The sequence below is a fragment of the Marinobacter arenosus genome, from assembly GCF_019264345.1.
Classification (GTDB): domain Bacteria; phylum Pseudomonadota; class Gammaproteobacteria; order Pseudomonadales; family Oleiphilaceae; genus Marinobacter; species Marinobacter arenosus.
Genome location: NZ_JAHVAO010000001.1, coordinates 181,770 through 200,112, shown reverse-complemented (window position 1 = coordinate 200,112; position 18,343 = coordinate 181,770). Strand labels below are relative to the sequence as shown.

The 18,343-nt window shown below is 57.1% G+C and carries 13 protein-coding genes; 2 read left to right on the top strand and 11 right to left on the bottom strand.

Features of this window, described 5'->3' with window-relative positions; genetic code table 11:
* Nucleotides 1–85: 85 nt before the first annotated feature.
* The 9 genes from sucD to sdhC all read right to left on the bottom strand — a co-directional run bounded on the left by sucD (nt 86) and on the right by sdhC (nt 11,400).
* Nucleotides 86–958, bottom strand: a complete 873-nt coding sequence (gene sucD / locus KXD86_RS00930) for a succinate--CoA ligase subunit alpha (protein WP_218634221.1) — start codon at nt 956–958, stop codon at nt 86–88.
* Entirely contained in the window at nt 958–2,124 is a 1,167-nt protein-coding gene (sucC, locus tag KXD86_RS00925; protein WP_218634220.1) for an ADP-forming succinate--CoA ligase subunit beta, read from the bottom strand. Before sucC ends, sucD begins: the two co-directional genes overlap by 1 nt.
* Before the next feature lie 194 nt (nt 2,125–2,318).
* Nucleotides 2,319–3,761 carry a dihydrolipoyl dehydrogenase gene (lpdA, locus tag KXD86_RS00920; RefSeq protein ID WP_218634219.1) on the bottom strand — a complete coding sequence of 481 codons (1,443 nt, stop codon included), beginning with the start codon at nt 3,759–3,761 and terminating at the stop codon, nt 2,319–2,321.
* Between the two features lie 35 nt (nt 3,762–3,796).
* Nucleotides 3,797–5,017: a 2-oxoglutarate dehydrogenase complex dihydrolipoyllysine-residue succinyltransferase gene (gene odhB / locus KXD86_RS00915; RefSeq protein WP_218634218.1), complete on the bottom strand. Its 1,221-nt coding sequence runs from the start codon at nt 5,015–5,017 to the stop codon at nt 3,797–3,799.
* 25 nt (nt 5,018–5,042) lie between these two features.
* On the bottom strand, nt 5,043–7,880 hold the full coding sequence (locus KXD86_RS00910) for a 2-oxoglutarate dehydrogenase E1 component (protein ID WP_218634217.1): 2,838 nt from the start codon (nt 7,878–7,880) through the stop codon (nt 5,043–5,045).
* A gap of 312 nt (nt 7,881–8,192) precedes the next feature.
* Nucleotides 8,193–8,897, bottom strand: a complete 705-nt coding sequence (locus tag KXD86_RS00905; RefSeq protein ID WP_218634216.1) for a succinate dehydrogenase iron-sulfur subunit — start codon at nt 8,895–8,897, stop codon at nt 8,193–8,195.
* 14 nt (nt 8,898–8,911) lie between these two features.
* On the bottom strand, nt 8,912–10,684 hold the full coding sequence (gene sdhA / locus KXD86_RS00900) for a succinate dehydrogenase flavoprotein subunit (RefSeq protein WP_218634215.1): 1,773 nt from the start codon (nt 10,682–10,684) through the stop codon (nt 8,912–8,914).
* Nucleotides 10,685–10,687: 3 nt separating this feature from the next.
* Entirely contained in the window at nt 10,688–11,032 is a 345-nt protein-coding gene (gene sdhD, locus KXD86_RS00895) for a succinate dehydrogenase, hydrophobic membrane anchor protein (RefSeq protein ID WP_218634214.1), read from the bottom strand.
* Nucleotides 11,026–11,400, bottom strand: a complete 375-nt coding sequence (gene sdhC, locus KXD86_RS00890; protein ID WP_218634213.1) for a succinate dehydrogenase, cytochrome b556 subunit — start codon at nt 11,398–11,400, stop codon at nt 11,026–11,028. Before sdhC ends, sdhD begins: the two co-directional genes overlap by 7 nt.
* A gap of 476 nt (nt 11,401–11,876) precedes the next feature.
* Here sdhC and gltA point away from each other — a divergent pair, with 476 nt between their 5' ends.
* Together gltA and KXD86_RS00880 are read left to right on the top strand one after the other, a co-directional pair.
* Nucleotides 11,877–13,151: a citrate synthase gene (gltA, locus tag KXD86_RS00885; RefSeq protein WP_218634212.1), complete on the top strand. Its 1,275-nt coding sequence runs from the start codon at nt 11,877–11,879 to the stop codon at nt 13,149–13,151.
* A 120-nt stretch (nt 13,152–13,271) separates the two neighbouring features.
* Nucleotides 13,272–14,180: an NAD(P)-dependent oxidoreductase gene (locus KXD86_RS00880; protein WP_312846296.1), complete on the top strand. Its 909-nt coding sequence runs from the start codon at nt 13,272–13,274 to the stop codon at nt 14,178–14,180.
* A gap of 52 nt (nt 14,181–14,232) precedes the next feature.
* Here the strand turns inward: KXD86_RS00880 and topA are convergent, their stop codons facing one another.
* Both topA and fadA read right to left on the bottom strand, forming a co-directional pair.
* On the bottom strand, nt 14,233–16,869 hold the full coding sequence (topA, locus tag KXD86_RS00875) for a type I DNA topoisomerase (RefSeq protein WP_218634210.1): 2,637 nt from the start codon (nt 16,867–16,869) through the stop codon (nt 14,233–14,235).
* Between the two features lie 269 nt (nt 16,870–17,138).
* Nucleotides 17,139–18,314, bottom strand: a complete 1,176-nt coding sequence (fadA, locus tag KXD86_RS00870; protein WP_218634209.1) for an acetyl-CoA C-acyltransferase FadA — start codon at nt 18,312–18,314, stop codon at nt 17,139–17,141.
* Nucleotides 18,315–18,343 lie beyond the last annotated feature (29 nt).

Below are 18,343 nucleotides of genomic sequence, written 5' to 3'. Positions count from 1 at the left end.
ATCATAGTTCAGGCGACCCGGCATTATAAATAAAAAACCCCCGCTCTGCAGGGCAGAAACGGGGGTTTCCTGAAAGAAGACCGACTTACCAGCCAGTTGCTTCCTTCAGCGCCTTGCCGATTTCGGCCAGGCTACGCACGGTTTTCACACCGGCATCGTTCAGGGCGGCAAACTTCTCGTCGGCCGTACCCTTACCACCAGAGATGATGGCGCCAGCGTGACCCATACGCTTGCCAGGAGGCGCAGTGACACCGGCGATGTAGGAAACCACCGGCTTAGTCACGTTCTCCTTGATGAACGCGGCCGCTTCCTCTTCCGCGGTACCGCCGATCTCACCGATCATGACAATCGCCTCGGTCTGCGGATCATCCTGCAGCATCTGGAGGATATCGATGAAGTTGGAGCCCGGGATCGGGTCGCCACCGATACCGATGCAGGTGGACTGACCATAACCGAAGTCTGTGGTCTGCTTGACCGCCTCGTAAGTCAGGGTACCAGAGCGGGACACGATGCCCACTTTGCCCGGCTTGTGAATGTGACCAGGCATGATGCCGATCTTGCACTCACCCGGCGTGATGACACCCGGACAGTTCGGACCGATCATACGGACGCCTTTACGATCCACGTACTCTTTGGCGTACAGCATGTCGATGGTCGGGATGCCCTCGGTGATGCAGACGATCAGCTGGATGCCAGCGTCAGCCGCTTCGATGATCGCATCCTTACAGAACGGAGCCGGTACGTAGATAACGGTTGCCTCGGCACCCGTTTTTTCCACCGCTTCACGAACGGTATTGAACACCGGCAGGCCAAGGTGCTCGGTGCCGCCCTTGCCCGGGCTAACGCCACCCACCATCTTGGTGCCATACTCGATGGCCTGCTCGGAGTGGAAGGTTCCCTGTGCGCCGGTAAAGCCCTGGCAGATAACCTTGGTGTCTTTGTTGATCAGGATGCTCATTATTTACCCCCTGCGGCTTTAACGACTTGCTCTGCGGCGTTAGCCAGACTGGTAGCCGCGATGATGTTCAGGCCACTTTCCTGGAGTACTTGCGTGCCCTTCTCGGCGTTGTTGCCTTCAAGGCGCACAACCACAGGGACTTTGACACCCACTTCCTTGACGGCACCGATGATGCCCTCTGCAATCATGTCGCAGCGAACGATACCGCCGAAGATGTTAACCAGAACGGCCTTGACGTTGTCGTCAGACAGGATGATCTTGAACGCTTCGGATACGCGCTCTTTGGTCGCGCCGCCACCAACGTCCAGGAAGTTGGCGGGCTGGCCGCCGGACAGCTTGATGATGTCCATGGTGCCCATGGCAAGGCCGGCACCGTTAACCATGCAACCGATGTTGCCTTCCAGTGCCACGTAGTTGAGTTCCCACTTGGCAGCTTCGGCTTCCCGGGAATCTTCCTGGGACGGATCGTGCATTTCATGGATTTTCTTCTGGCGATACAGCGCATTGCCGTCCACACCAATCTTGGCGTCCAGGCAGTGCAGATCGCCGGCCGGTGTGATAACCAGTGGGTTGATCTCCAGCAGCGCCAGATCGCGCTCTTCGAACAGTTTCGCCAGACCCAGGAAGATCTTGGTGAACTGACCAATCTGCTTGCCTTCAAGACCAAGCTTGAACGCCAACTCACGGCCCTGGTACGGCTGTGCGCCAACCAGCGGATCGATTTCGGCCTTGAGGATCTTTTCCGGGGTTTCTTCAGCAACCTGCTCGATCTCGACGCCACCTTCGGTGGACGCCATGAATACGATGCGACGGGTACCACGATCGACAACGGCGCCCAGATACAGCTCCTGGTCGATGTCAGTGAGGGATTCAACCAGAATCTTGCTGACCGGCTGGCCGTGCTCGTCCGTCTGGTAGGTCACCAGATTATTGCCCAGCCACTTCTCGGCAAACTCACGAATCTCATCTTTGCTCTTGACCAGCTTTACACCGCCAGCCTTGCCACGGCCACCCGCGTGAACCTGTGCCTTGACTACCCATGCGTCACCGCCGATTTCGGTAGCAGCCGCTACGGCCTCTTGAGGAGTATCACAGGCAATGCCCTCGGATACCGGCAGGCCATACTCAGCGAAAAGCTGTTTGCCCTGATATTCATGCAAATTCATAGTTAATGTCCCGCTTATTGATGGAGGATAACCACGTACGGAAATGAACCCGCGCAACACCCTGTCGGGCGCTGCTCTTGCGAATTCGGTTTGGCGGGCCGGGGATCACCTCAACCCACCCTGAGCGCAACCGGAAGCCAGCCGTTTTATGGCAGTGGGGCGCCGTCATTGGCGCCCCTGCTTCCTGGCTTGCGTTACTTCTTTTTGCGGCGGTTGGCGATGTGAATCGCACCACCGCCGACGGCCAAGGCCGCTTCGTGCACAGACTCCGACAGAGTCGGGTGCGCAAAGCAGGTCAGGGCCAGATCTTCAGCGCTGGAGCCAAACTCCATGGCAATCACACCCTGGGCGACAATTTCTGACGCCTGAGGACCGACCACATGGAAACCGAGAATACGGTCTGTTTTCGCGTCAGCGATGATCTTGACCAGTCCAGAGGCGGCGTTTGCAGCCATGGCACGGCCGTTCGCAGCAAACGGGAAGGTACCGACGTTGTAGTCTTCACCTTCCGCCTTGAGCTGTTCTTCAGTCATACCGACCCAGGCTACTTCCGGAGCCGTGTAGATGACGTTCGGAATGCAATCGTAATTCACCTGAGGTTTATGGCCGGCAATACGCTCTGCAACCATCACGCCCTCTTCAGAGGCCTTGTGCGCGAGCATCGGTCCACGAACCACGTCTCCGATTGCCCAGACGCCTGGCGCTTCAGTTTTGCAGTTGTCATCAACGAAGATGAAACCGCGCTCGTCCATCTGTACACCCGCATCCTCGGACAGCAGGTTGTCGGTGTAAGGACGACGGCCAACGGCGACGATCAGCTTGTCGAACTTGGCTTCGTGCTTGCCTTTGGAATCTTCGTAAGTCACGTTGACGAGCTTGCGCTTGACCTCAGCACCGGTCATTCGCGCACCCATTACGATGTCCAGGCCCTGCTTTTTGAACTGTTTCAGCGCGTCCTTGGCAACCTGCTGATCAACAGCCGGCAGGAACGTGTCCTGGGCTTCCAGAACGGTTACTTCAGAGCCCAGTCGAGCCCATACGCTACCCAGTTCCAGGCCGATAACACCCGCCCCGATTACGCCAAGGCGCTTGGGAACTTCGGTGAATTCCAGGGCACCCTCGGAGTCAACGATGTACTCGCCATCAAAAGGCGCAGGCGGAATCTGGATCGGCTTGGAGCCGGACGCCAGGATGACGTTCTCAGCCTCGTAGGTCGTGACCTTGCCGTCCTTGTCGGTGACCTCAACCTTGCGGTTGGCCAGCAATTTGCCGTGGCCATGAATGGAGGTAACACCATTGGACTTGAACAGGCCGGCGATACCGCCGGTGAGCTGCTTAACGATGCCGCCCTTGCGCTCCATCATCTTCGCGATGTCCATCTTGACGTCTTTCGCGATGATGCCCTGCATCTCATAGTCGTGGGTGGTTTCCTCGAACTTGTGAGAAATCTCCAGCAACGCCTTCGACGGAATACAACCCACGTTCAGACAGGTGCCACCAAGCACCTGGCTTTTGCCATCGGTTGATGTCCATGATTCAACACAGGCGGTCTTGAGGCCCAGTTGAGCGGCTTTGATCGCGGCAACATACCCACCGGGGCCCGCGCCAATGACAATTACGTCGTACTTATCAGACATATTCGATCCTGTTTTCTGATTCGTTAAGTGTCAGCTCAGACGTCCAGCAGAATACGCGCCGGGTCCTCAAGCATTTCCTTGATAGCCACAAGGAACTGCACCGCTTCCTTACCGTCGATCATCCGGTGGTCATAGGACAGCGCCAGATACATCATCGGCAGAATTTCCACCTTGCCATTGACCGCCATCGGGCGCTCCTGGATCTTGTGCATACCCAGAATCGCCGTCTGCGGCGGATTCAGGATCGGCGTTGAAATCAAGGAGCCAAAAATACCACCGTTGGTGATCGTGAAGGTCCCGCCGGTCATCTCCTCGATGCCCAGCTTGCCCTCTTTCGCCTTGGTGCCGTACTCAACAATCTTCTTCTCGATATCTGCGAGTCCCATGGCGTCGGAGTCGCGGAGAACCGGCACAACCAGTCCGCGGTCCGTCGATACTGCAACACCGATGTCCTGGTACCCGTGATAGACCATGTCGTTGCCGTCGATGGACGCGTTAACGGCCGGGAAACGCTTCAGAGCTTCAGTCGCTGCCTTGGTAAAGAACGACATAAAGCCGAGCTTGATGCCATGGCGTTTTTCGAAGCTTTCCTTGTACTGCTTGCGCAGCTCCATAATGGGCGCCATGTTCACCTCGTTAAAGGTGGTCAGCATGGCGGCGCTCTGCTGGGCATTCACCAGACGCTTGGCGATGCTGGCACGCAGACGCGTCATCGGGACGCGCTTCTCGGGACGCTCACCTGCAGCCACGTTTACTTCCGGCATTTGCGCAGCCGGTTGTGGCGCGGCAGCACCGCCCGAGGATTTGTTCTCAACGTGGTTCTGCACGTCTTCCTTGGTGACCCGACCATCTTTCCCAGTACCCTTGATGGCATTGGGATCGATGTTGTTTTCCTCGGCAAGCTTGCGTGCTGCCGGGCTCAGAATCGCATCACCAGAGGCCGCGGCTTCCGCCTTCGGGGCTTCGGCGGCTGGTGCTTCTTCCTTTTTGCTCTCGGCAGGCTTGGACTCACCTGCAGCCCCTTCCTTGAATTTGCCGATGACTTCACCGCTCTCGACTGTATCGCCTTCGCCCTTGACGATCTCCTCGATCACGCCGTCTGCCGGGGCAACAACTTCCAGTACAACCTTATCGGTTTCAATATCGACAATCAGTTCATCACGTGAACAGGCTTCGCCCGGCTGCTTGTGCCAGGTCGCAACGGTACCTTCTGCGACCGACTCCGGGAAAACGGGGGCTTTAATCTCAGTTGACATTACGGATCCTTAGTTCGGTAGCTCGTCAGATTTCAAACGCGTCGTTTACCAGCTTCTTCTGCTCTTCAATGTGAACAGACATGTGTCCACAAGCCGGAGCAGCCGAGGCATCGCGACCGGCATACTGGAGGTACAGTTTTGGATTCAGGCGCTGAAGCGCATTTCTCATGTGATGCTGGCTTGGATACCAGGCACCCTGGTTCATGGGCTCTTCCTGGCACCACACCACATTTTTGAGCTTGGTGTACTGGCCGATGAGTGCGTCCAGATCGTCCCCGGGGAACGGATACAGTTGCTCGATGCGTAGAATGGCCACATCCTCTCGCTCATCCGTTTTCTTCTTCTCCAGCAGGTCGAAGTACACCTTGCCACTGCACATGATCAGGCGCGTAACCTTCTTGGGATCGGAAGGCTCCTTCTCCGGCAGTACCGTCTGGAAGGTGCCCGATGTCAGGTCCTCAAGATCGGACGTCGCCTCTTTGTGACGCAGCAGACTCTTCGGAGTGATCGCCACCAGTGGCTTGCGCAGCGGGCGCTTTACCTGACGACGCAGCATATGGAACACCTGCGACGGCGTCGTGGGTACGCACACCTGGATGTTGTGCTCGGCGCACAACTGCAGGAAACGCTCCAGTCGGGCCGAACTGTGCTCCGGTCCCTGCCCTTCGTAGCCGTGCGGCAACAGCAGGGTCAAGCCGCAAAGGCGGCCCCACTTATGCTCGCCACTGGTCAGGAACTGATCGATCACAACCTGAGCGCCGTTGGCGAAATCGCCGAACTGGGCTTCCCAGACAATGAGTCCGCTCGGAGCCGTGGTGGCATAGCCATACTCAAAGGCCATGACCGCTTCTTCAGACAACAGCGAGTCGTAGATCTCGAACTTCGGCTGGTTCTCAGACAGTTCTTCCAGCGCAATGTGTGTCGAACCACCTTTCTGGTTGTGCAACACCGCATGACGATGCGAGAACGTGCCCCGGCCCACATCCTGACCGGTAATCCGGATCGGGTGCCCTTCGTCCAGCAGGGTGGCGTAGGCCATCACCTCGCCGTAGCCCCAGTTGATCGGCAATGCGCCAGCCGTCATCTTCTCGCGATCAGAGACGATCTTGGAGACCTGCCGCTGAATGCTGAACCCTTCCGGAACGGAGGTCAGCTTCTTGCCGAGCCTCTGGATCGTTTTCAGGGAAACGCTGGACTTGCACTTCGCCGTCCATTCGTGTCCCAGGTAAGGTGTCCAGTCAACATAGAGCTCCTTGTTCGGCTCCTTGACCAGCGATTTGACCACGTGCTCGCCGTCGTCCAGCGCGTCACGGTAATCGTTCTCCATCTGCTTGCCTTCTTCCTCGGTGATGACACCGGCGGCAATCAGTTGGTCAGCGTAGAGATTTCGGGTGGTTTTGAGCTTGCGAATCTTTTCGTACATGACCGGCTGGGTCGCTGCCGGCTCATCCGCCTCGTTGTGGCCGCGTCGGCGGTAGCACACGAGGTCAATCACCACATCGTTCTTGAATTCGTTGCGGTAGTCCATCGCCATCTGAGTGGCGAACATGACCGCTTCCGGATCGTCCGCGTTCACGTGCAGGATTGGCGCCTGGACCATCTTCGCGACGTCGGTACAGTACTCGGTGGAGCGCGCGTCTTCCTGCTTGCTGGTGGTAAAGCCAACCTGGTTATTGATAACGATATGGATCGTACCGCCAACACCGTAGCCCCGGGTCTGGGACATCTGGAAGGTTTCCATCACCACGCCCTGCCCGGCGAATGCGGCGTCACCGTGCATGATGATGGGCACCACCTGGGTACCATCGGTGTCATTACGCCGGGTCTGGCGGGCGCGAACCGACCCTTCGACCACGGGCGACACGATTTCGAGGTGTGACGGGTTGAAAGCCATTGCCAGGTGCACTTCGCCACCCGGAGTCATCACGTTGGAGGAGAAGCCCTGGTGATATTTCACGTCACCGGAGCCGGAATCGGCCAGCTTCTTGCCCTCGAATTCGTCAAACAGTTCCTTGGGGTTTTTGCCCAGGGTGTTTACCAGGACGTTGAGGCGACCACGGTGAGCCATGCCCAGGACGATTTCTTTAGCTCCATAGGAGCCCGCTCGCTGAATCAGCTCATCCAGGCAGGGAATCAGGCTCTCACCACCCTCGAGACCAAAGCGCTTGACGCCCGGATAACGGGACCCAAGATATTTCTCCAGTCCCTCTGCAGCGGTCAGACGCTCCAGAATGTGCTTGCGGGTTTTTGCCTCGTAGTCCGGACGGGACCGAACTGGCTCCATCCGTTGCTGAAACCACCGTTTAATCCGGGTGTCGACAACGTGCATGTACTCGGCACCAATGCTCTCGCAATAGGTGCGGCGCAGACCGTCGACAATGTCGCCGAGCTTCATCGTCTCGGAGCCGAAATTCAGGGACCCGGTCTGGAACTCAAGATCGTTGTCCGAATCGGAAAGTTCGTGAAAAGCGGGGTCCAGATCTTCTACCTGCGGACGCTGCCAGACACCCAGCGGGTCCAGCTTGGCTTCCTGGTGACCACGGAAACGGTATGCGTTGATCAGCTGAAGAACACGAATCTGCTTTTTGTCGGCATCAGTGGTCGCACTGGCGGGAACACCACCACTGGCCAGGAAACGCTGATTACGGGAGATATGTTCGAACTGTTCGCGGATGGAAGAGTGGGCAACGTCACGGCCGTGATAGCCGTCAACACTGGGGAGCTTGTCGAAATAGCTCCGCCACTCTTCGGGGACGGCATTGGGGTCTGTCAGGTAGGTTTCAAAAAGCTGTTCAACATAGGCCAGATTTCCACCTTGAAGGTGGGAAGTCTGCCATAACTGCTCCATGATGCTTTCGTGCATTTTGAATAGCTCACCTTGGGCTGGTGCGGGGAGCCCGATATGGTCGGCCAGGGGTAAATCTCAGTCAATACGGGTTTTTACGGGATCGACTTTGGCCACCACACCCGACGTGGATGTTTTCCATTCCCCGGTGGTGTTTATACTCAGCAAACCATGCGACAACCTTTTAAGCTCCCGTCACGGCATGCGTAGTGTGCACCCGGGTAAGACTTTTGAATATAAGCCTTTGGTTGAAGGCCCTGCGCCGTTGCAGGGCCTTCGGGGTGCCTAACCTGGTCAGAACAGTATAGCGTCTTCGCAGAAACCTGCTGTTTATGTAGCCCGTTGCAGCAGGAGATTGCGGATATGGCCGATTGCCCTTGTGGGGTTCAGGCCTTTCGGACAAACGCTAACGCAATTCATGATCCCCCTGCAGCGGAAGACGCTGAAAGGATCATCCAGATTTGCAAGACGCTCAGCCTGGGCGGTATCCCGGCTGTCAGCGAGGAAACGGTAGGCCTGCAGCAGGCCCGCAGGGCCGATGAACTTGTCTGGATTCCACCAGAATGACGGGCAGGACGTGGAGCAGCAGGCACAGAGAATGCACTCGTACAGGCCGTCCAGCTTCTCCCGATCTTCCGGTGATTGCAGGCGCTCGATCGCCGGCGCTGGCTTGTTGTTCACCAGGTAAGGCATGACTTTCTCATACTGCTGGTAGAACAGGCTCATATCCACCACCAGATCCCGGATAACCGGCAGACCTGGCAGCGGGCGCAGAACCAGCTTGTTTCCCTTGACCACCTGCGACACCGGAGTGATACAGGCCAGACCGTTCTTGCCGTTCATGTTCATGCCATCAGAGCCACAAACACCTTCTCGGCAGGAGCGACGATAGGCAACGGACGGATCCTTTTCCTTCATCAGGTTCAGAACGTCCAGAACCATCAGGTCCTTACCCGCCGGAAGCTCAACGTCCACGTCCTGCATGTAAGGGGCGTTATCCGTTTCCGGGTTATAACGATAAAGGCTTACCAACATTGTCTGCGTCCCCCTTAGTAAGTCCGGATCTTCGGCTGGAAGGTCTCGACGGTTTTGGGCGCGAAGTTCACATCACGCTTGCCAACACGTTTGTCCAGCGGGAAATAAAGAGAGTGCTTCAGCCAGTTTTCGTCATCACGCTCAGTGAAGTCGTTACGGGCGTGCGCACCTCGGCTTTCCTTGCGCTCGTATGCGGAAATGGCGGTCGCCAGGGCGACTTCATAGAGGTTGTCCAGTTCGAGGGCCTCGATGCGCGCTGTGTTGAACGCACTACTGGTGTCAGCCAGCCTGGTGTTGCGAACACGCTCACCAATGGCTTCCAGCTTTTTGAGGCCTTCTTCCATGCTATCACCGTCCCGGAATACACCGAAGTACAGCTGCATGCAGTTCTGAAGATCCTTACGGACCTCGGCCACGCTCTCGCCCTCGGAAGCGCTGTTCAGACGATCCAGACGCGCCATCGCACGCTTGATGTCCTCTTCACTTGCATCATCGACTTCAAATCCGCCTCGCAGCTGCTCTTCGATGTGCAGACCCGCCGCACGGCCGAATACCACCAGGTCGAGCAGTGAGTTACCACCAAGACGGTTGGCGCCATGCACAGACACACAGGCCGCCTCACCACAGGCAAACAGCCCCGGAATCGGCTTGTCATTTCCATTCTCGTCCTGGGTCAGCGCCTGGCCACCCACGTTGGTTGGAATACCGCCCATCATGTAGTGGCAGGTCGGAACCACCGGAATCGGCTCTTTCACCGGGTCCACGTGAGCGAAGGTGCGAGACAGCTCGCAGATACCCGGCAAACGCAGGTTCAGAGTCTCCTCGCCAAGGTGATCCAGCTTCAACAGGACGTGATCCTTGTCAGGACCGCAACCGCGACCTTCCAGGATCTCGATAACCATGGACCGGGCCACAACATCCCGACCGGCCAGATCCTTGGCGTTCGGAGCGTACCGCTCCATGAAGCGCTCGCCCTCGGAGTTGATCAGGTATCCACCCTCACCCCGGCAGCCCTCTGTTACCAGTGTACCGGCGCCATGGATACCAGTGGGATGGAACTGCCACATCTCCATGTCCTGCATCGGGAAACCGGCCCGAAGGGCCATTCCGATGCCGTCACCCGTATTGATCAGGGCATTGGTGGTGGAGGCATAAATACGGCCAGCACCGCCGGTTGCCAGCACGGTAGCCTTACACTTGATATAGGCAACCTCACCGGTTTCAATTTCAATCGCCACAACGCCAACGACTTCGTCCTTGCCGTTCTTGACCAGATCGACCGCATACCACTCGTTCAGGAAGGTTGTGCCGCCCTTGAGGTTTGCCTGATAGAGGGTATGGAGCAACGCGTGACCAGTCCGGTCGGCTGCAGCACAGGTCCGGGCTGCCTGGGTCGGATTATCCGGCCCCTTGGACTGCCCGCCGAAAGGCCGCTGATAGATGCGCCCCTGCTCCGTCCGGGAGAATGGCAGCCCCATGTGCTCGAGCTCGAAGACGGCCTGAGGGCCGACCGAACACATATACTCGATCGCATCCTGGTCGCCAATGTAATCAGACCCCTTGACGGTGTCGTACATGTGCCAGCGCCAGTCGTCGTTCGGATCCGCACTGGCGATCGCACAGGTGATACCACCCTGCGCAGACACGGTATGGGAACGAGTCGGAAAAACCTTTGTAATACAAGCAGTGTTGACGCCGGATTCGGTCAACTGCAGGGCGGCACGCATACCGGCACCGCCACCACCGATAACAATCGCGTCATAAGACATGGTCTTGATGTTAGCCATCGATTAAAGCCCCCAAAGAATCTGAATACCCCAGACGACATAGACGAACATGGTCAAACCGCATGCCGCCTGCACGATAAACCTGGGACCCATGGCCTTGATGTAGTCCGTTGTTACGGTCCAAAGGCCCACCCAGGCATGCGCACCAATAGACAGCAGCGCCATCAGGGTAAAGATACGGAACCAGGTCTGACCGAACAGAGCTGACCAGGACTCATAATTGACATCGGAAGTCACCATGAACCCGAGTAAAAAAATTGTATACAAAGCAAGTACGTAGGCGGTTACCCGCTGGATCAGCCAATCAAATACGCCGCTGCGACCCAGATTCGTGACGCTGTTTACCATACCCAGACTCCTGCCAGAACGATGAGAATGACGGAAACCACAATCGTGATCTTCGCGGCGAGGCGACCGCTTTCCAGCTCTTCACCGATGCCCATATCCATGAGCAGGTGCTTGATACCTGCAACCAGGTGGTACAGCAGAGCAGACAAGATGCCCCAGATAATCAGCTTGGCAAGGAAGCTGTCCAGCAGTTCATTGACACGACTGAAGCCGGCTTCCCCGGACAGGGAAAGCTGAAGTCCGTACAGCATGAACGCAACACCAACGAAAATGATGATGCCGCTGATGCGATGCAGGATGGACGTAATGGCTGGCAGCGGAAAATGAAACTTGCCGAGATCGAGATTTACTGGTCGTTTGCTATTCACAGCGCTCTCACACTCTCTCTTGATTCCACGATACCGGTCGACCGGCTGCGGATAGTTGGTATGTAAGGATCAGCGTGCTGATACGAGACCGGCACACGATTGGCTCAGGAGGACGGATCATACCCTTGAATGCCGGCAGCCAGTGGCGCTAGAGCAAGGCATAACCCCGATTCCGGGCTACGGATTATAAGGAGTACCCCCGGCAATTACAAACGCGCAACGTGGCTCGAACCACGGAATTCAGGGGCTTAACGCAGCTATATGGACTATTGACAAAAGCTATTCGCCCTTGGCTCGGCGGTTATTCGGGATATCACTGATTTACAGGCACTGCCAAAAACTGCCTTTTCCGGACTCTTCCATTGACAAAAAAAGCCAACGCCCTATATTTTGCCGCCAGTTTTGCGATAATACGCGCCTTCTAGCGCATCTATAAATGCAGATAAAGCTGACAAGCTGACATATAGGAGAGCACCATGACCGACAGGAAAGCCACGCTCTCGGTGGGTGATAAGTCCATTGAGTTACCTGTATATTCCGGCACCGTCGGCCCTGACGTTATCGACGTACGAGGCCTGGTCCAGGAAGGCGTTTTTACTTATGACCCAGGGTTCGTATCCACTGCAGCCTGCGAATCTGCCATTACTTACATCGATGGTGCAAACGGCGTTCTCCTGCACCGGGGCTACCCCATTGAACAGCTTGCAGAGCATTCGGACTACCTCGAAGTCTGCTACCTGCTGCTGAAGGGCGAACTGCCGACGGCGGAAGAAAACAAGCGGTTCCACGACACCATCAAGAACCACACCATGCTGCATGACCAGATGCGGAACTTCTTCCACGGTTTCCGTCGCGACGCCCATCCGATGGCGATCATGTGCGGCGTGGTCGGCGCCCTGTCTGCCTTCTATCACGATCAGATGGACGTCACCAGCGAGCACCAGCGGGACATCACTGCGCATCGCCTGATTGCGAAGATGCCGACCATCGCTGCGTGGTGTTACAAATACAGCATTGGCCAGCCGTTCATGTATCCGCGGAACGACCTGTCTTACTCTGAAAACTTCCTTCAGATGATGTTTGGCGTTCCCTGCGAGGAATATAAGCCTAACCCGGTCCTGGCCAAAGCCATGGACAAGATCTTTATCCTTCACGCTGACCACGAGCAGAACGCCTCGACGTCAACGGTCCGCCTGGCAGGCTCTACCGGCGCCAATCCGTACGCCTGCATTGCATCCGGCATTGCAGCACTCTGGGGCCCCGCGCACGGTGGCGCAAACGAAGCCGTTCTGGACATGCTCGCGGAGATCGGCGACGAATCAAACATCGAGAAGTTCATCGCCAAAGCCAAGGACAAGGACGACCCGTTCCGCCTGATGGGCTTCGGCCACAGGGTTTACAAGAATTTCGACCCGCGCGCGAAGGTCATGGCCGAAACTGCGCACGAGGTTCTGACTGAGCTTGGCCTGGAAAACGATCCGCTCCTGAAAATCGCCCAGCGCCTTGAAAAAATCGCCCTGGAAGACGAGTACTTCGTACAGCGCAAACTGTACCCGAACGTAGACTTCTATTCCGGCCTGATCCTCAAGGCGATCGGCATCCCGACGTCGATGTTCACCGTCATTTTTGCCCTGTCCCGCACCATTGGCTGGTTCTCCCACTGGAACGAGATGGTCAGCGGCAACTACCGTATCGGCCGTCCGCGCCAGCTCTACACTGGGTCCGACGCTCGGGACTACCCGAAGAAGTAAGCCCGGTACCTGCTCATTGGAGCAATCGGAAAAGGCCGCTGAAATCAGCGGCCTTTTTTTTGTGCCATCCCCTACACTAAAGTTCTACCAAAGCAGACAACGCGACTGTGATAACTTCTGATCACAAGAACCGAATCACGACTTCAGGAGCGGACTATGACTACGGCAACTTTTATTGGCCTCGGGGTTATGGGTTACCCGATGGCCGGACACCTGGCGAACGCCGGGATTAACGTCAGAGTATGGAATCGGACACACGCCAAGGCTGAGCAATGGGCCAAGGATTACCCTGGTGAGGCCTGCAAGTCGATTGCCGAGGCGGTGAAAGACGCAGACTTTGTCATGACCTGTGTCGGCGCAGACAAGGACCTGATCGAAGTCTTTGAAGGCGACGAGGGCATCATCAGCAACGCCCCGGAGGGCGCCATCCTAGTCGATCACACGACAGCATCGGCGGGTATTGCAGAACGACTGGCCGCTGGCGCAGCTGGCAGAAATCAGGGATTCATTGACGCGCCGGTGTCAGGGGGACAGCAGGGAGCGGAGAATGGCAAGCTGACCGTCATGTGCGGCGGCTCGGAATCCGACTTTGCCAAAGCCCGGCCACTGATGGATCATTACGCCCGCGCTGTTAATCTGCTCGGTCCTGCCGGCAGCGGCCAGAAAACCAAAATGGTCAATCAGATAGCCATTGCCGGCCTCGTTCAAGGCCTTTCGGAAGCCCTGCATTTTGCCGAGCAAGCCCAACTGGACGTTGCCAAAGTCGTGGATGTGATCTCGAAAGGCGCGGCCCAATCCTGGCAGATGGAAAACCGCTCGGGCACCATGATCAACGGTGAGTTCGACCATGGCTTCGCCGTTGACTGGATGCGCAAGGATCTCGGCATTTGCCTGGAGGAGGCCCGCAAGGTCAAGGCCTCCCTACCCGTGACGGCACTCGTGGATCAGTTCTACGGCGATGTCCAGGAAATGGGTGGGCGCCGCTGGGACACCTCCTCGCTGATTCAACGATTGCGCAAATTCCGATAAATGTAACGAAAAAGGGGGCAAAAGCCCCCTTTTTTTGTACAACCGGTCGATCTTATTTTTCTTTCGGCTGCCACTTGCCGTTAACGTACCACGCCGACCAGCCTGTCGCCTTGCCCTCTTTTTCCGACATGACGTACTGCTCCTTGGTTTTGCGGCTGTACCGTATGACCGTCGGATTACCCTCAGGATCTGCCTCGGGCGCCTCCATGAGGAAGTCGTATTTCGGATCGATTTCCTTGCGATGCGGCTTGATCTCTTTCACCAGCGGCGGACGAGTCTCCCGATTCTTCGGGAATTTGCTGGCCGCCAGGAACAAACCGGAGGCACCGTCGCGCAGCACATAGGTGTCATCCACCTTCTGGCATTGCAGCTCCGGCATCGGTACCGGGTCCATTTTGGGCGGTGCCGGCTCGCCATTCTTCAACAGCTTGCGGGTATTCTTGCACTCGGTGTTGGTACACCCGAAATACTTGCCGAAGCGGCCGGTCTTGAGTTGCATCTCGGAACCGCATTTGTCGCACTCAAGCGTAGGCCCGTCATAACCCTTGATCCGGAATGTGCCCTGCTCGACCTCATAGCCCGAGCAGTCCGGATTGTTACCACAGACATGCAGCTTCCGGGTTTCATCAATCAAATAGCTGTCCATCGCCGTGCCACATTTGGAACAACGACGTTTCTTGCGCAAGAGCCGGGTCTCGCCTTCACCTTCCACGTCGTCATCGGCACTGACAACTTCATCACCCGAAACCAGGTTGATCGTGGTCTTGCATCGCTCCTTGGGCGGCAGCGAATAGCCCGAGCAGCCCAGGAAGACACCGGTGCTGGCCACGCGTATCTGCATGTTCCGGCCACAGGTCGGACATGGAATATCGGTTTCCGTCGGCGTGTTGGCACGCATGCCGTCGCCTTCCGAGCCCTCGGCGGTCTCGAGTTGCTGACGGAACCGGCCGTAGAAATCGTTGAGGACTTTCTTCCATTCCACATCCCCCTCGGCGATCTCATCCAGCTCATCTTCCATCTTGGCGGTGAAATCAAAATCCATCAGGTTCGGGAACGACTCGGTCAGACGCTCGGTGACAATCTCACCCATTTTCTCAGCGTAGAAGCGACGATTCTGAAGCCTGACGTAGCCGCGATCCTGAATGGTGGAGATGATCGAGGCATAGGTGGACGGTCGCCCAATTCCCTGTTTTTCAAGCTCCTTCACCAGGCTTGCCTCCGTGTAGCGTGGAGCCGGCTTGGTGAAATGCTGGCTCGGATCCAGCTTCTTGAGATCGAGCACTTCGTCCACCTGAATATCAGGGAGCGCCACGTCTTCGTCTTTCTTCGCCGCCTGAGGAGCGGCTTTCAGGAAACCGTCGAACTTGATGATCCGGCCACGAGTTCTCAGTTCGTAATCGCCGTTGGCGACCACAATTGAGGTGCTCAGGAACTCGGCATCCGACATCTGGCAGGCGATGAACTGCCGCCAGATCAAGTCATAGAGCTTCTCAGCGTCTTTCTCAAGCCCGCTGATATCCGAAGGCCGGCGGCTAACTTCCGTCGGACGGATGGCCTCGTGAGCCTCCTGAGCGCCTTCCTTGCTGCCGTAAACCCGCGGCTTTTCCGGCAGGTAACGTTCGCCGAACTGCTTGTTGATGTAATCCCGGCAACCGGCAATGGCGTCCTGACTCAGATTCGTGGAGTCGGTACGCATGTAGGTGATGAAGCCAGCTTCGTACAGACGCTGCGCCAGCATCATGGTCTTCTTGACGCTGAACCCCATGCGGTTACTGGCCGCCTGTTGCAGCGTCGAGGTAATAAACGGAGCCGAAGGCCTGGACCTGGTGGGCTTGTCCTCGCGCTTGGCGACTCTGAAGCTGCCGCTTTTAAGGCGCTCCACGTGCTCGTTGCTCTGCTTTTCGTTGACCGGACGGTAGGGCTTGTCCGCATGACGGGTAACCTCGAACCGTACGGGCTGCTCCGCCTGCGCCGACGCCAGATTGGCATGCAGTTGCCAGAATTCCTCCGGTACAAACTTCCGGATCTCGCGTTCGCGCTCAACAATGAGCCGCACCGCAACAGACTGAACCCGGCCTGCAGACAGACCCCGGGCAATTTTGGCCCAGAGCAATGGAGAGACCATATAGCCAACGACGCGATCAAGGAATCGACGCGCCTGCTGCGCATTCACCCGGTTGTTGTCGAGCGCGCCGGGATCATTGAACGCTTCCTGAATAGCCCGCTTGGTGATCTCGTTGAACACCACTCGACGGTACTTCTCAGGCTCGCCGCCAATGGTTTGCTGGAGGTGCCAGGCAATGGCCTCCCCCTCGCGGTCCAAATCCGTTGCGAGATAGATATGATCCGCGGACTTCGCCAGCCGCTTGAGTTCGCTGACGACCTTTTCCTTGCCAGGAAGGATCTCGTACCGCGCGTCCCAGTTCTTGTCCGGATCAACCCCCATCCGCGCTACCAACTGCTCCCGGGCCTTGCGTTTCTTATGGGCGGCCTTCTCTTCCGGATTCATCTTGCGGGTAAGCGCCGCTTGCCTTGCGCGCTCTTTCGGATCGCTTTGGGACCCGCTGCCGCTGACGGGAAGATCACGGATGTGCCCTACGCTGGACTTCACAATGAAGTCAGAGCCGAGGTATTTGTTGATGGTCTTCGCTTTCGCTGGTGACTCGACAATTACGAGACTTTTACCCATATCGGAGATCTGTATCCTTGGCGATAAATCGGTCAATAAATCAGCAAACCGTAAACTCGCTGTAAAAACAGTCGGCTAGAAAACAAACACACGCCGCCATTCTGTATAGGCTCACTGTTTTACAGGGTCAAGAATAGCAAGACAACCCATTCTTTGGTTTCTGCCCTGCTTTTTTATATACCCGGAACGGCCGTTGGCCCACCGGAAACAGAAAGGCCCGGCGTGCAGCCGGGCCTTCTGGGAGAGCGCTACCAATTCTCATCCGAGAATCAGAGGCGCTCCCAAACGGTCGCAATGCCCTGGCCCAGACCGATACACATGGTGGAAACACCAAGCTTACCGCCTTTGGCCTGCATTACGTTCAGCAGGGTTGTGGAGATACGTGCACCGGAACAGCCCAGCGGGTGGCCGAGGGCGATCGCGCCGCCGTTCAGGTTCACTTTCTCTTCCATAACACCCAGCAGCTTCAGGTCCTTGAGGACCGGCAGCGATTGACCGGCGAAGGCTTCGTTGAGTTCCCAGAAGTCGATATCTTCGACTTTCAGGCCTGCGCGCTTGAGCGCCTTCTTGGTTGCTGGAACCGGGCCGTAACCCATGATTGCGGGATCACAACCGGCCACCGCCATGCTGCGAATCTTGGCAATCGGCTTCAGGCCGAGGGCCTCGGCACGCTCTGCAGACATCAGAACCATCGCGGCAGCGCCATCAGTCAGCTGCGAGGAAGTACCCGCCGTCACTGTGCCGTTCTTCGGATCGAAGGCGGGGCGCAGTTGGCTGAGCGACTCAGCGGTGGTTTCCGGACGAATGGTTTCGTCCTGCTCAATCAGCACCTTGAAGCCGTTCTCGTCGTGACCCTCAATGGGCACGATTTCGTTCTTGAAGCGGCCTTCAACGGTGGCTTCATGGGCCAGGCGATGGGAGCGAGCGCCGAACTCGTCCTGCTGCTCACGGGTAATGCCGTGCATCTTGGCAAGCATTTCTGCGGTCAGGCCCATCATGTTGGATGCCTTGGCAGAGTACTTGGAGGCCGCCGGGTTGTGGTCGAAGCCTTCGGTCATGGGTACGTGCCCCATGTGCTCAACACCACCCACCAGGAACATATCACCGTTGCCAGTCTGGATAGCCTGGGCAGCGGTATGGATCGCTGACATGGCCGATCCACACAGGCGGTTGACGGTCTGGGCTGCAGACTCGTGAGGGATACGGGTCAGCAGGGAAATCTGCCGGGCCACGTTAAAGCCCTGCTCCTTGGTCTGGTTTACACAGCCCCAGATCACATCTTCAACTTCTTTCGGGTCGAGCTTCGGGTTGCGCTCGAACAGTGCTTCGATCAGCGCAGCGGACAGAGTCTCTGCGCGCACGTTACGGAAGCAACCATTCTTGGCACGACCCATCGGAGTCCGCACGCAATCGACGACGACAACGTCTCTCGGATTAAGGCTCATAGATCTTTCTCCGTTCGGAAATCTCGTTC

What these genes read in the sequence shown, in the direction of transcription:
- KXD86_RS00910 (WP_218634217.1), bottom strand. Translation starts at nt 7,880, where the DNA reads ATGCACGAAAGCATCATGGAGCAGTTATGGCAGACTTCCCACCTTCAA.
- gltA (WP_218634212.1), top strand. Translation starts at nt 11,877, where the DNA reads ATGACCGACAGGAAAGCCACGCTCTCGGTGGGTGATAAGTCCATTGAG.
- fadA (WP_218634209.1), bottom strand. Translation starts at nt 18,314, where the DNA reads ATGAGCCTTAATCCGAGAGACGTTGTCGTCGTCGATTGCGTGCGGACT.
- lpdA (WP_218634219.1), bottom strand. Translation starts at nt 3,761, where the DNA reads ATGTCTGATAAGTACGACGTAATTGTCATTGGCGCGGGCCCCGGTGGG.
- sucD (WP_218634221.1), bottom strand. Translation starts at nt 958, where the DNA reads ATGAGCATCCTGATCAACAAAGACACCAAGGTTATCTGCCAGGGCTTT.
- KXD86_RS00905 (WP_218634216.1), bottom strand. Translation starts at nt 8,897, where the DNA reads ATGTTGGTAAGCCTTTATCGTTATAACCCGGAAACGGATAACGCCCCT.
- odhB (WP_218634218.1), bottom strand. Translation starts at nt 5,017, where the DNA reads ATGTCAACTGAGATTAAAGCCCCCGTTTTCCCGGAGTCGGTCGCAGAA.
- sdhD (WP_218634214.1), bottom strand. Translation starts at nt 11,032, where the DNA reads ATGGTAAACAGCGTCACGAATCTGGGTCGCAGCGGCGTATTTGATTGG.
- sdhA (WP_218634215.1), bottom strand. Translation starts at nt 10,684, where the DNA reads ATGGCTAACATCAAGACCATGTCTTATGACGCGATTGTTATCGGTGGT.
- topA (WP_218634210.1), bottom strand. Translation starts at nt 16,869, where the DNA reads ATGGGTAAAAGTCTCGTAATTGTCGAGTCACCAGCGAAAGCGAAGACC.
- sucC (WP_218634220.1), bottom strand. Translation starts at nt 2,124, where the DNA reads ATGAATTTGCATGAATATCAGGGCAAACAGCTTTTCGCTGAGTATGGC.